At 52.7% G+C, this 14,004-nt stretch carries 11 protein-coding genes; 7 read left to right on the top strand and 4 right to left on the bottom strand.

Translation table 11 applies throughout. The annotated features are described in order from the left end of the window. Positions 1–1,092 (bottom strand): flavin reductase family protein, encoded by a 1,092-nt coding sequence (locus Q8O77_RS02935; RefSeq protein ID WP_305551374.1) that lies wholly within the window; start codon positions 1,090–1,092, stop codon positions 1–3. Between the two features lie 322 nt (positions 1,093–1,414). Between Q8O77_RS02935 and Q8O77_RS02930 the strand changes: the two genes are divergently transcribed. Next, a complete protein-coding gene (locus tag Q8O77_RS02930; protein WP_305551373.1) occupies positions 1,415–2,287 on the top strand; it encodes a GGDEF domain-containing protein in 873 nt (290 codons plus the stop codon). 18 nt (positions 2,288–2,305) lie between these two features. Here the strand turns inward: Q8O77_RS02930 and soxR are convergent, their stop codons facing one another. Then, positions 2,306–2,764 carry a redox-sensitive transcriptional activator SoxR gene (gene soxR / locus Q8O77_RS02925; RefSeq protein ID WP_305551372.1) on the bottom strand — a complete coding sequence of 153 codons (459 nt, stop codon included), beginning with the start codon at positions 2,762–2,764 and terminating at the stop codon, positions 2,306–2,308. A gap of 104 nt (positions 2,765–2,868) precedes the next feature. Here soxR and Q8O77_RS02920 point away from each other — a divergent pair, with 104 nt between their 5' ends. The 3 genes from Q8O77_RS02920 to Q8O77_RS02910 all read left to right on the top strand — a co-directional run bounded on the left by Q8O77_RS02920 (position 2,869) and on the right by Q8O77_RS02910 (position 4,507). Next, positions 2,869–3,309 carry a VOC family protein gene (locus Q8O77_RS02920; protein WP_305551371.1) on the top strand — a complete coding sequence of 147 codons (441 nt, stop codon included), beginning with the start codon at positions 2,869–2,871 and terminating at the stop codon, positions 3,307–3,309. Further along, positions 3,306–3,857, top strand: a complete 552-nt coding sequence (locus tag Q8O77_RS02915; protein WP_305551370.1) for an NADPH-dependent FMN reductase — start codon at positions 3,306–3,308, stop codon at positions 3,855–3,857. Before Q8O77_RS02920 ends, Q8O77_RS02915 begins: the two co-directional genes overlap by 4 nt. Positions 3,858–3,943: 86 nt before the next feature. After that, positions 3,944–4,507, top strand: coding sequence for a flavodoxin family protein (locus Q8O77_RS02910; RefSeq protein ID WP_305551369.1), 564 nt, complete (start codon positions 3,944–3,946; stop codon positions 4,505–4,507). A gap of 160 nt (positions 4,508–4,667) precedes the next feature. Here the strand turns inward: Q8O77_RS02910 and Q8O77_RS02905 are convergent, their stop codons facing one another. Both Q8O77_RS02905 and Q8O77_RS02900 read right to left on the bottom strand, forming a co-directional pair. Then, complete coding sequence (locus tag Q8O77_RS02905) at positions 4,668–7,922, bottom strand: S41 family peptidase (RefSeq protein ID WP_305551368.1); 3,255 nt, start codon at positions 7,920–7,922, stop codon at positions 4,668–4,670. 142 nt (positions 7,923–8,064) lie between these two features. Then, positions 8,065–10,743: a hypothetical protein gene (locus Q8O77_RS02900; RefSeq protein ID WP_305551367.1), complete on the bottom strand. Its 2,679-nt coding sequence runs from the start codon at positions 10,741–10,743 to the stop codon at positions 8,065–8,067. A 148-nt stretch (positions 10,744–10,891) separates the two neighbouring features. On the opposite strand from Q8O77_RS02900, the gene Q8O77_RS02895 reads away from it, so the two are divergent. The 3 genes from Q8O77_RS02895 to secD all read left to right on the top strand — a co-directional run bounded on the left by Q8O77_RS02895 (position 10,892) and on the right by secD (position 14,000). Further along, the gene (locus Q8O77_RS02895) at positions 10,892–11,572 is read left to right on the top strand and encodes a tellurite resistance TerB family protein (protein ID WP_305551366.1); all 681 of its coding nucleotides are present in this window, start codon (positions 10,892–10,894) and stop codon (positions 11,570–11,572) included. Between the two features lie 166 nt (positions 11,573–11,738). After that, positions 11,739–12,056, top strand: a complete 318-nt coding sequence (locus Q8O77_RS02890) for a hypothetical protein (RefSeq protein ID WP_305551365.1) — start codon at positions 11,739–11,741, stop codon at positions 12,054–12,056. 90 nt (positions 12,057–12,146) lie between these two features. Beyond that, entirely contained in the window at positions 12,147–14,000 is a 1,854-nt protein-coding gene (secD, locus tag Q8O77_RS02885; RefSeq protein WP_305551364.1) for a protein translocase subunit SecD, read from the top strand. Positions 14,001–14,004: the final 4 nt, after the last annotated feature.

The raw sequence follows: 14,004 nt of genomic DNA, 5'->3' as shown, positions 1-14,004 counted from the left end.
TTACAGCTTAATCACTAATTCGGTTACCGGTTGGCTTACACACAGCTGAATTTGCTCTGCACCATGCCCGCTTAGGGCGCCGCTGCGCAAATCGCGCACCTGGCCGGATACTTTGTCGCACACACATTGAAAACATACGCCCATACGACAGCCGAAGCGCGGCGCCAGGCCATGCTGCTCGGCGTTTTGCAATAAGCTCTGCTGTGGGTTCAGTGTTACCTGCGTGCTGATGCCGGCGCGGATAAAGCTGGCCGTCAGTGGTGTTGCATCATTGCTGTGTCCGGTTGCTAAAGGCATGGCCAGGCCAAATTGTTCCTGCTGTATTTGCGCCGGTTTAACAGCGCTACTTAGCAGCGCAGTGCGTATTTGTTGCATAAAAGCCGCCGGGCCGCACAGATAAAACTGCTTGTCGTTGCTATCAGTGAGCAGCTGTTGTTGCAATGTTTCCGCCGGCTCAGTGCGGCTGTCAGACAACATTAAGCTAAACAGCGGCTGGCGGGCTGCCAGTTGTGTCAGTTCGCTTAGCAAGGCCGCGTTTTCACTGCCGCGACAGCGGTAGTACAGCGTTACCGGTGCCAGCCAATGGCGTTGGCTCAGCAGCATAGAGGCGATGGGCGTAATGCCGGAGCCGGCGGCGACAAACAGGGTGGGCAGTGTAGGTTGCTGCCGGCAAAAATCGCCCTGCGCCGCGCTGATATTTACTACAGTGCCGTTTTGCAGCTGTTGCAACAGCGGGGTAAATTCACCCGCGCTGTTGATTTTGCAGCACAGCTGTATCTGCCGGTGGCTTTGCCACAGGCTAAACGGCGAGCAAATACTGAACGGCCGGCTGATATAGCGGCCCTGGTGCTGCAGCGTTATTAACAGATGTTGGCCTGGCAGAAAACCCGGCCAGCGGCCGGATACCTGAAAGCTTAATTGCAGCATATCTGCGGTTTGCCACTGCTTGCCAACCAGCCTTGCGCGGTATTGCCCCGGTAAAAAGCCCGGCCAAAGCCGCTGCAGCAACGGCAAAAAATACAAGGTTAACGAACTCTGGTTGCCCAGCATTAAACAAAAGCTGCGCCAAAGGCGGCTGAAAAATGGCTTCACTACAGGTTCACGCTATCAGTTTATTTCAGCGCACAGTTGTACACTAAGTTATCTGGTTTGGCCAGTTTTGGTTTTTGCTTTATAGTTTAAATTTTGTTATCTGATTGAATTTAAAAATAATTAAATTTTGCACTGAAAATGGTTCAGGGGTTTATTCAGTGAACACTTGTACACTTTGTTCCGGTTTGGTTAAGCGGGTACTGCGTTATTTACGCTCTGTGCGATAACGCACAGTAATCTTAGCCGGCAACTTGTATGCTCAGGCCATTTCAAGCCGCGCCGGCAAGGTCTGTCGTGACAGCGTTAATTAAGAGGTATTGAAATGTCAGCAGAACCCAAAGTGAACAGAGATAAACGCACCGGCAAACGCTTGTCGCTACACAGTGTGCTGAAAAAAAACGAAGCGATAAAGAAAGATATCAGCACAGCGGCAGGTGAGCTGGGTTCGGTTAATGATGCGCTGAATCAGGACCAGGCGCCGGTCGCTGTGATACAGCAGGCGCTGAAGCAGAATGAAGATGCGGAAGTTATTGTGGCCAAAGCAGCCAATGACTTAAAACGGGTGAATATAAAACTGACCAATGAAATAGCCACCCGTATTGGTATTGAGTCGGAGCTGGATGAGGTGAAAACCGATCTGGCAAGCATGCGCGACGATTTACTGTTATCGAAGCAGACTGAAAAAGCCGCATTGCACAGTGCGCTTACCGACAAACTTACCGGCTTGCCTAATCGTGCCTCCTTTGACCAGGCGCTGGCCCATGGTCTGGCGCAGGCTAAGCGGCATGGTTGGTCGTTGGCGGTATTATTTATTGATGTCGACAAATTTAAGGGCATTAATGATGCCTACGGCCACGAAGCCGGCGACCAGGTATTGCTGGCCGTAGCCAGCCGGTTACAGGCCTATATTCGCGACGGCGATATAGTAAGCCGCTGGGGCGGGGATGAATTTGTCTGCTTGTTACTGGAAGTAAAGCAGGAAAACGACGTATTGCGCCTCGCTAAACAGCTGGTTGAGCATGTGGCGCAGCCTTTTGCGCTGCATCAGCAAACCCTGCATATTCATATCAGTATAGGTATTGCCATAGCGCCGCAAGATGGCGACACCGCACAGGAGCTGTTAAAGCGCGCCGACAGTGCGATGTACCAGGCCAAAGCAGATACACAGCAGGTTGCACTGTTTGGCCAACACTGAGCTGGCACAACTGAGCAGTTAGCCTGCCGCTTGCTGCTCTGCCTGCTCCAGAATAACCGGCCCGGTACCTTCAGCGCCCAGTACATCATCCGGGTTATACAGCGGGCATTTGCTCATGCTTAAACAACCGCAGCCAATACAACCGGTGAGGTAATCGCGCAGCCGTTGCAGGTAAGCAATGCGCGCATCAAGCATTTTCTGCCAGTTGCTTGATAACAGCTGCCAGTCTTCCACCGTGGGTGTACGGCTGTCGGGCAGGGATAAAAACGCTTGTTTTACTTCTTCCAAACTAATGCCGACTTTTTGCGCCGCTTTAATCACCGAAATACGCCGTAGCACCTCCGGCTTGTAACGGCGCTGGTTGCCGTCATTACGCCAGCTTTTAATCAGGCCCTTTTGCTCGTAAAAGTGCAGTGTACTGACCTTCACGCCGCAGCGTTTTGCTACGCGCCCGACACTCCAGGTTGCATCAGTCATCTCAAGCCCCTTCATTTTTCTGCCATTTTTTTCAAAAAAACACTTTACCTTAACTTAGGTTAAGGTTTTAACCTACCGGTCGACTTAATGCAAGGAGACAACCTATGTACTTAGAACACGTTAATTTGGTGGTGGCCGATATTGATGCCATGCTGCATTTTTACCGCGCGGCCTTTCCGCACTGGCACATTCGCGACGAGGGCCGGGGTGAATGGTATGGCAAGCCGCGCAAATGGCTGCACTTTGGTGACGATTCTCACTATCTGGCACTGAGCGATCATGGCGAAGGTGAAAACCGCGACTTGGCCGGACACAGCGTTGGTTTTGCCCATTTTGCCTATGTTACTAACAACCTTGATGCGGTTATCGCCAGGTTGAATACCGCCGGCTATGCCATTGCCAAGCCTGGCGCCGATGACCCTTATCGTAAAAACGTCTACTTTGTTGACCCGGCCGGGTTTGAAGTAGAATTTGTGCAATACCTCAGTGATCTGCCGGCCGAGCGCAACTTAAACCAGGACAAAGCCCGCAAGGAGGTGTTATGAGAATTCTTGCATTTGCCGCCAGTAATAATCCGCAATCTATTAACCAGCAACTGGCGCTTAGCGTGGCGCGGTTGCTGCCGCAGGCAGAGGTTATCAGCTTAAATATTGATGATTACGAGCTGCCGATTTACAGCGAGCAGCGCGAGGCTGAGCTGGGCGCACCGGCAAAGATAGCCGCGTTTTTGCAGCAAATAGCCCAAGCTGACGGCCTGATCGTATCTTTTGCCGAACATAACGGCACCTTTACCGCTGCGTTTAAAAATTTGTACGACTGGGCTTCGCGCAGCCAACGGCATATTTTTCAGCATAAACCGGCGTTGTTTCTCTCTGCTGCACCCGGGGCAGGCGGGGCACAAAGTGTGCTGCAGGCGGCGGTGCAAGCCGCACCTTTTATGGGTGCCAAGCTTACCGGTACAGTGTCGGTGCCCAACTTTCACCAGGTGTTTGATGCGCAGTACCAACAGGTAAAACACACTGCGCTGTTTTTGCAACTGCAGCAAGCGGCCCTGACACTGCACCAGCATATTATGCAAAGCAAAGCCGCTTAACTACGGCTTTTTTAAACCAGCTAATGGAGCAATAACGCTTTGATAAAGATCGCATTGATAAGGATGGCAGTGATAAGGAGGATTCAGTGATAAAAGTCGCAGTGGTGTTTCACTCCGCCGGCGGTACCACCAGGCAACTGGCCACAGCGGTGGTAGCAGGTGCAGCTACGGTGCAGGGTGTTACTGTTATGCAGGCTGAAATTGCCGGCGCCGATATTAGCGCAGGGCGGTTTCGCAATAACCCATTGCTTGAGCAATTAGACAGTGCCGATGCAATAGTATTTGGCTCACCCACTTATATGGGCTCTGTGTCGGCGCAGTTTAAAGCCTTTGCCGATGCCACCAGCGAGCGCTGGGAGCAGCAATTGTGGGCCAATAAAATTGCCGCCGGCTTTACCATTGGCAGTAATTTCAGCGGTGATCAGCTGCATACCCTGCAGTACCTGCAAATTTTGGCCAATCAGCAGGGTATGTTATGGGCGGGGCTGGATCTTCCCGGCAACCACAACGCCGCCGGACTTAACCGGCTGGGGGCGCAGTCCGGTGTTATCGCCCAATCCGCCGATGGGTTGTTAAATGAAACCGATTTACTCAGCGCACGCTACCTGGGCCAGCGCGTCGCGCAGCTCAGCAAAAGGTTTGCCGCATAAAGGCGCAGATATGCGCCAAGCGGCGGTGTTTTTAAAATAAGGGGAAAATATGTCTGAAGCATCTGCTGGTCAGCTCAGGTAGGCTGATGAGTGATGAACACTTGACCGGGACATAAAAAAACCGCTGCAGGGCAGCGGTTTTTGCGTTACTTGCAGGAGATTATAAACCCAGCTTAGTCGGCATGGCCGGAGCTTTGCTGTGATCTTTTGGCGGGTTGGCTTTGAGCTCTGCCAGGGTGTGCTCAACAGCACGTTCCAGCTGCACATCAATGCCTTTATTTACCGCTATCGGATCCAGCTCTACCTCGATATCCGGTGCTACGCCTTCGTTCTCTACCCGCCACTGCCCATCCGGCGTGTAGAAGCGGAAAAACGGCACAACGTGGAAACCACCGTCGATCATCGGCGGGTTGGCCGAAATACCAATTAAGCCACCCCAGGTGCGGGTGCCGATGGTTTTACCTAAACCCAAACGCTTAAAAGCCCAGGGCAGGAAGTCGCCGCCTGAGCCGGCGTCTTGATCGATCAACATGGTTTTCGGGCCGTAAATACCGCCGCCCGGTGTGGTAAACACTAAGCCGTCACGGTCTTTCCAGCCGGATAAAAACGGCCGGCCGAGAATTTCGGTAATGTAGTTTGCCGCCTGGCCGCCGCCGTTTTTACGCTCGTCCAGAATAACTGCCGGTTTGTCGGTTTGCGCGAAGAACATGCGGTTAAAGAAGTAGAAACCACCATCGGCAGTGTTAGGCAGGTAAACGTAGGCGACTTTGCCGTCGGTTTTTTCTGCCACCAGTTGGCGGTTTTGCTCTACCCAGTGCCATAAACGCAGTTGGCTGTCGTTGGCCACCGGCTCTATGGTGATATTGCGCCGGTTTAAGCCTTTGGCATTGTCGGCAATGCTCAACACCACTTGTTTACCCAGCGTATTGTCGAAAAAGGCAAACACATTATCTTTGGCGCTAAGCTCACGGCCGTTTACTGCTAACAGGTAGTCACCGGCTTTGGCGGCGGCGCCGGGCACATTTAGCGGAGCTTGCAGGAACGGGCTCCAGCGATCACCCCGATACACGGTTTTAAACTGATATTTGCCGTTGTTGATCACAAAATCAGCTCCTGGCAGGCCCACTTTGCTGGAGCCTTCCTGGTGCACATCGCCACCGCCAATGCGGTTGTGGCCCACCTGCAGCTCGGCAATCATCTCTACCAACACCTCGTTTAAATCTTCGCGGCGTTGTACATGCTTCAGCATTGGCTGGTATTTGTCGTAAATAGCCTGCCAGTTAATGCCGTGCATTTTTTCATCATAAAAGTACTCTTTTTGCATGCGCCAGGCGTCGTTAAAGATTTGCTGCCATTCCTGCGCCGGGTCTACAAAGCTGCGTACTTCAGCCAGGCTTACGGCTTTGGCGTCCGGTTTGGTTTTGGCATCGCCTACCTGCAGGCTGTTAGGGGCGCTGAGCAACAGCAGCTTTTTACCGTCGTTGCTCAGGTTGTAACCGGCCAGGCTGTCTTTAACCAGCTCGGCTTTTTTCTCTTCAAAGTCAAAGCGGTATAAGCTGCCATTGTTGTCGTTGCGCTGTGCCGGCGGTTCGTTACTGCTGCCCGGCTGGCTGCGCTCGACATAAAACAGCGCGCCGTCTTCGGCCACGCTTAAGCTGTCGTAGTTACGTTCGGCCAACGGCAGGGCAATAATGCGGTTTTGTAACCCGGCAAGGTCGATTTTCACTGCTTTTACTGCTGGTTTATCCTCGTCCTTATCTTTTTTCGCTGCTTTATCTTCAGCTTTTTTCAGCGGTTCATCACCGGTTTTCGGCAGTAACGGCGATTTACCATCGTTTGCCAGCACATAGCCATAGATGGCTTTACGCACCGGCCGCTCGCGGGTGGATAAGTCCAGCCCCACCTGAGACGGGCCGGTATTTACCGAGGCGGTAAAATACAGATAGTCTTGGGTAAATACCGGGTCGTCGGCATGGCTCATGCCATCGGTAATAGCTGTAGTTTTATTACTGCTAAAATCAAATAATTTGATTTGGCTGAAGTAGTTAGCCGCAGATACGGTATAAGCTAAGTAACGGCTGTCCGGCGAAAACGACACCTTAAAGCCGTCGCGCCGCGCGGACGTGTCCAGCTTTTGGCTGCGTTTGCTTTTCAGATTATACGCGTACAGGTTTAAATGGTTGTCGTGATAGACAATAAGGTTGCCGTCCGGCGAGAAGCTCAGCAGATTAAAGTAGCCGCTGTCGGCCAGGGCAAATACCTCGGGCTGGCTTAAGCCATCCTGGCTTTGCAGCACCAACTGGTGTTTATTGCCGGCGTCAGAAATGTAGGCTACTTTGCTGCCGTCCGGGCTCCACAGGCCATCGAATTCGCGCACACCGCTGCTTTGCGTCAGGTTGCGCGTGCTGCCGTCTTTTACCGGTACAGTAAATATATCACCACGGGCGCTCACCACTACACGCTGGCCGGTAGCGGACAAGCGGGCAGCAGTGAGAGTTTTGCCGGCATCTTTCCATTGCGGCCGCAGCTGGGCCGATTGGCTGTTTATGTCAACGCGAATAGGCGTGCTTTGGCCGCTGGCAACGTCAAAGCGGTGCAGGTAGCCACCGGCTTCGTACACTATGCTGTTACCATGGCCGGTCGCGCTGCGTAAATCCCAGTCGGTGCTGTTAGTCAGTTGCTGTACTTGTTTATTGGCGTAGCGATACAGGTTTACGGCGGTGTTGTCGCGATCTGACAGGAAATACACGTTATCACCAAGCCAAAACGGGTTAAATTCATTGGCATTAGGGTGGGGGATCTTCTCCAGCTGCTGTTTTTCCAAATCGATGATCCACACCGGTGGCGTGCTGCCGCCACGATGTAAACGCCAGCCACTGGCGCCGCTGTAGGCCATATTGTTGGGCCGGTACGCCAGTTTTTTGCCATCGCTGCTTAAATCGCCCTCAAAGGCCACGGCTTGCATCAGTTTTTGCGGGTAACCGCCGTCAACACTTACCTGGTATAACTGGTTGCTGCGGCTGTTGGCAATTTCGCGGTTAGAGGCAAAGATCACACTTTTACCATCCGGGCTCCAGCCGTTTACCGTATCCACGCCCGGGTGGAAGGTCAGCCTTGTGGCCGCGCCACCGCTAACCGGCATAACGTACACATCAGTGTTGTTGTCATACGCGGCGGAGAAGGCAATCCAGTTGCCGTCCGGCGAAAATTTCGGTGCAAATTCACTGGCCGGGTGGCTGGTTAAACGGCGCGGATTTTGCCCGTTGCTGTCGCTCAGCCAAATATCGCCGCCGTAAACAAAGGCTAAATGCTCTGCCGAGATATCCGGCTGGCGCAGTAAGCGCGTGCCGTCGCTGGCAAAGGCAGAGCCGCTGGCCAGCGCGTAAAGCAGCGCAATATAACGTGGTTTAAACATAAGAATTCCTTGTTGTTCTGGTTCTGAATCGACAACAAGTAAAGCACAGAGCGTGCTGATGGCAAAATATCTGTTTGTAACATGGTGTTGCAAAAACAAAAGCAACGCTGGGAGCGTTGCTTTTTTATATCGGAGGCCTGATTTACTGCGTTAGCAGTGACCAGATTGCAGTCCAGTCATCGTCTGCGCTTACGGCGCCGATAAAGTCAGTGCTGCTAAAAAAGTTATCATCAGCCGCTAAATTATAGGGTACCGTGTCAGTTATACTGTAGATGTTGTCCAGCACCATATCTCGGCCGGACATAACGGCATTACCCGGTTGTGACAGGAACCACTGTTCAGTATCAAAACCGGTCACCGATTTAAAGTTTTCGCTATTTTCACAGGCCATCACACTGTGGCTAATGCTGGTTAAACCGGCATTGGCCGCGGCAATGCTGCTGTCGTCTATTTCCAGGCATTCGCCCATCCCGGAGGTGCCGGTGACAATGACGTTGGTGAAGTACGCCTGGCTGCCATATCGCAGTAATATGCCCTCGGCATCATCATCCCCATCATAGTTATTGCCGATGATCGTCAGGTTGGCGATGGTGGGCCTGGAGATAGGTGTTGCTGCCGGGTCAGTTTGATAGTTGTCCGCTTCAATAGCGCGGTTGGCGGCAGAGTGATCTTCCGCATGGCGCAGCAGCACATATTGCATTTTACCGCTGTAGCCATGTTGCCAGTCCACGCTATCGTCTATCGCATTGGTAACAATAATATGGCTTAAACGCGCCGTGCCGCCATATATGGCGATACCGTCGCCTGCTACTGCATCGACATGAATATGCTTGAGCGAGGTACCTGCACCTACACCAAATAAACCAAGCCCTGCATGCGTTGCACTAAGAAAAGCATCTTCACCACCGGCATATTTAATTCGTACATATTGCAGCTGGCCTGAATTGTCATTTTGTTCAGCGCCGCTATAGTAGATACCGGAAATGCCGATAGGGGCCTGCAGATCGCAAGCCGTATCCGGCCCGCATAAATTGGTAGATGCTTTGCCCAGCACTAAAATGCCACCCCACTGTGCTGCGGTGGTTGTCAGGCTATTGACGTCTTCATCTGAAGTAAAGGTAACAGGGCTGTGGTGATAGCCGGCGGCGATTAATTGAGAGCCGCGGCTGATGAGCAGCGTATCTGCCGGATTTTGTATGGCGACAGTACTGCCCGGGCTTACGCGCAGTGTAGCGTTGGCGCTGTTATCCAGACCAACCTGTAAGGTTTTCGCCAGTAGATACCAGGCATTTTCTGCTGTGGGCGGTAAATGCACTTCGCCGCCACGGATAATAATACGCTCGCTATCTTCGGTAATGGTGACACCGGCAGGGGCGATGCTTTGCAGATAAGCCTGGTCCAGATTGATAACCTGGTCGCGATAGATAACAGACTGTAAATTGTCATCTTCAGTATCTGCGATGCCGTCATTATCGCGGTCGGTATCAGCATTATTGCCAATGCCGTCACTGTCGTAATCTGATGATTCTGCAGGGTCCAATGGGAACGAATCGTCAACGTCGGCTACGCCGTCACCATCATCATCCGGATCAGCATTATTACCAATGCCATCGCCATCGGTATCCAGCCATTCTGTGGTATCTAACGGAAATGCATCTTCAGTATCCGGGTAGCCATCGTTGTCATCATCCGGATCAGTGTTATTGCCAATGCCATCACTGTCGGTATCCAGCCACTCAGCGGCGTCACGCGGGAAGGCATCCGATTCATTGTTGTAACCATCGCCATCAATGTCTGGATCCACACTGTCCGGATAGCCATCATTATCTAGATCGGCGCCAAAAGAGCGAATGGCCAATTGCGTTGCAACTGCGTTTAGCGCGCTGGTTTCAATCGGGCTGTTAAGTTGTGTAGCTTCAGCTTGCAGCAGCACTGGCAATTGCTGCAGAGTAAGGTCTTTGTTGTCGGCAGATAATGTAGCAGAGCCCGGAATCGTTAAATGACGCATAGCCGCTGTTTGCCAAAAGGTGGTGTAATTTGGCAGTTGACTAAGAATACTCAGCGCTTCGCCATGCTGCCGGCCGTCTAATTCGGCATCGGAAATGTCTTGTGCTAAGGCATTCAGGGCAGCTGTGAAGCTGACATCTGTGTCTTTGATCTGATGAAACAGCATTACTGCTACCGTTTCGTTGGCTTGCCGGAAACGAAAGTCGCTTTGTAATGTCGCATTGCCGATAACCAACGGTGATGCGCTTAGCAGATCGTCTGCGGCGGTAAGGTTAAAACCAACGGTAGATAAAATGTTGTCTGTGGCGTCAGCCAGTAGTGCCGACACTGCGGCATCAGCGTTATCTGCCAGGCGTAATGACACCAGCTGTGTTAGTAACGTTGACAGCGGCGTAATGTAAACAGCGCTGTTAGCTTCCAGTTGAGCACGGCTTACGATAGTGCTCAATACGTTGGTATACGGTACACCACCGATGGCCAGTTCAGTAGTTTGGGCGTCAGTTGTTGCTTGCAGTAAGTAATAATCGGCCTGTAAACCGGTAACAGTGAGGCCCTGAAAGCGTGCATCTGCACCGGAGCGGCCACTGGCCACTGCTGTGCCTTTTAAATCTGCGGCAGTGCTGTTGAGTTCATATAACCGAACAATGGCATTCTGCCACGGGCCTTTAACTGCCGCACCTGACAAGGTATAACTTGTTGGTTGCGGAGTAGGCGGGGTACTGGTGTCAGGGTTGTTGTCAGTGCTACCGCCAGAACCACCACAACCCGTTAACGCCAACGCTACCGCAATGGCTATCGTTCGATATAACAACATTCTCTGATTTTCCTTATAGTTTTGAGGCACCTATTTTGTTAATGGCAGATGACATTAAGATGACAGGGTGCAGGGTGACAGAGCGTTTTGATGGAATTTTTTGTAGTGAACAGAGTCTGAGCAATGGATATAAATATTAAGAGGCAAGATGATGAATACAAAAGGATTGCTGGATCAGTTATTGCAACAGGGTTCGCAGTTACTGTCGGGTACCGGCAACAGTGGGCTAAGCAGCGGTGGTTTGGGCGGCTTGTTATCCGGTAAAGCCGGCGCTGCGCTGGGTGGCGGCGCTTTGGGCTTGCTGCTGGGCAGTAAAAAGGGCCGCAAAATGGGTGGCAAGATCCTCACCTACGGTGGTTTGGCCGCGCTGGGCGTGGTGGCGTATAAGGCCTACAGTAACTGGCAGCAACAGCAGGGCAGTGCTGTGTCTCAGGCCCAGCCGCAAACTATAGATCGCTTGCCGGCGCCGCAGGCCGAACAGCACAGCCATGCTATTTTTCGCGCTATTATTGCTGCGGCAAAAGCCGATGGCCATATTGATGAGCGTGAGCGTGAACTGATTGATAACGAAATAGCCCGGCTAACCAGCGACGGCGAGCTGCAGCGCTGGTTTGATAACGAACTGAAAAAACCGCTGGATCCGGCAGAAATTGCCCAAAGCGCTACGACTCACGAAATGGCGGCGGAAATGTATCTGGCCAGCGTATTGGTGGTAGACGAAGAAAACTTTATGGAACGCAGCTACTTAACCGAACTGGCACGGCAATTAAAGCTGGAGCCGGCATTAAAAGCTGAGCTGGAGCAACAAGCCAGACAAGCGGCAGCTTAACTAACATATCCAACCTGCTTTACTGTCAAACCGGCTTTGACGCGTAAACCGGACCCCGGCGACAAATTTTCTGTCGCCGGGGCTTGTGCTGTAACACAATAGTGCCCATTATGCCTGAACGCTGTACTGCCTTGCAGATCGCAGCTGATAGTGGCAATGAGGTGTTATGCGCTGGCTGAGTAGTGTCGCCATACTGTTTTATCTGAGTTTATTGTGTACGCCGCAAGCCTTTGCCGTGCACGATGTGCGCTTATCACCATTGGCCGACAGCCAGCTGTATGCTATATCGCCGGCGTTGCCGCAAGCACTTTTGAGTGTCACGCCGGATGCGGATGATGCCCCACCGGCCGCGTTGCTACCGGCAGCGCTTAATGTGGCGCACTATGGCACTTCCATAGTAACTGTTAGCCCGGTAACGCCGGTTAACAGCCAAGTTCTTACCAGTCCGCAAGCACGGGCGCCACCGCTGTTTTCTTCACGTTAAACCCAAAACCCGCGGCAGCATAGCTGCCTGTGTTTTTGCTTATCCGGTATGGCAAAGCTGTACCGGCTAAGTCTATGTGAAGGAACAACCATGTTGAACAAAAACCCGCTTTGGCGCTATATCCTGGTGCCGGGCTTACTATTACTGGCGCTGCTGTACGCCTTGCCAAACTTATACCCGGAAGACCCGGCCTTACATATCAGCGCCAGCCGCGGCGGCGTGGTAACAGAGCAAACACGGCAGCAACTGCAGCACAGTTTCACTGCACAGGGCATAACGGTAAAATCGCTTGAGCTTAGCAACGGCCAGTTGCTGGCGCGCTTTAACAGTACCGAAGCGCAGCTGCAGGCGCGTGAAATTGCCAATAGAGAGCTGGGAGCCAATTATATAACGGCGCTGAACCTGGCTCCGGCCACCCCGCACTGGCTTGCCGCTATCGGCGCCAGCCCGATGAAACTGGGGCTGGACTTACGCGGTGGCGTGCATTTTTTACTGGCGGTAGATATTAACGCGGCGCTGGAGAAAAACCTTACCGATATGCAGCAAAGCTTTCGCGCCGATTTGCGTGAAAACAATATCCGTTATCGCAGTATTCAGGCCGACCCGGTCGCAGGCCAGGTGCAGTTGTTGCTGCGCTCGGCAGAGGATGTAACCAAAGCCGAAGCACTGCTGAAACAGCGCGACCGCGAGCTGGTATTCAGCCTCAGCGCCGACGAGACGAGCTTACAGGTTGGGATCAGTGAGCTGCGCATTAAAGAGATCCGTGACTACGCGCTGGAGCAAAACATTACCATTATCCGCAACCGCGTCAATGAAATTGGCGTAGCCGAACCCTTAGTGCAGCGCCAGGGCGCAGACCGCATAGTAGTGCAGCTACCTGGTGTACAGGATACGGCGCAGGCAAAAGAAATTCTCGGCGCCACCGCCTCGCTGGAATTTCGTCTGGTGGATACCGAAGGTGATATCGGTGCTGCTATAGCCGGCAGAGCTCCGGTGGGATCGTCGCTGTTTTACAGCCGCGATGGCCGGCCGGTATTGCTGGAAAAACGCATTATGCTGACCGGCGATCATATTACCGGTGCCAGTTCGGGTTATGACGAATACAGTCGGCCGCAGGTGCTGATTAAGCTGGATGCCAAAGGCGGCGCTATGCTGTCCGCGGCCAGTAAAGATGCTGTGGGCCGGCGTATGGCGTCGGTGTTTACTGAGTACAAACCCGGCACTGAGATAGCGGCTGATGGCAACCGCGTACTGTTGAAACAGCAGGAAGTGATTAATGACGCTACCATCACCATGCGGTTAGGCCGCGATTTTTCCATCACCGGCATTAACACATCGGCTGAAGCACAAAACCTGGCCACGTTATTACGCGCCGGGGCGCTGATAGCACCGGTGCAAATTATTGAAGAGCGCACCATAGGGCCCAGCCTGGGCCAGGAAAATATCAGCCTGGGCCTTACCGCTATCGGCTGGGGTATGGCGGCGGTGCTGGTATTTATGGCGGTGTATTACAAGGCCTTTGGCATGGTGGCCAATGTGGCACTGCTGGCCAATCTGGTGTTGATCATCGGGCTGTTGTCGTTGATCCCTGGGGCCACCTTAACCTTACCCGGCATGGCCGGCATTGTATTAACGGTGGGCATGGCAGTAGATGCCAATGTGCTTATTTTTGAGCGGATCCGCGAGGAGCTGGCGGAGGGTAAGTCGGTGCAGCAAGCCATCCATTTGGGCTACGACCGTGCCTTTGCCACTATTGCCGATTCCAACATAACCACCTTATTAGTGGCGTTGGTGCTGTTTGGTATTGGCAGCGGGCCGGTAAAAGGTTTTGCGGTTACCCTGGCAATCGGCATTTTAACGTCGATTTTTACTGCGGTAGTCGGCACACGGCTGTTGGTTAACTTAATTTGGGGTGGCCGCCGTTTGCAGTCACTGCCGGTATAAGGAG

This window comes from Rheinheimera sp., from assembly GCF_030690345.1.
Classification (GTDB): domain Bacteria; phylum Pseudomonadota; class Gammaproteobacteria; order Enterobacterales; family Alteromonadaceae; genus Alishewanella.
Note: the sequence above shows the minus strand (reverse complement) of the source record. Positions and strands in the feature narration are given on the sequence as shown.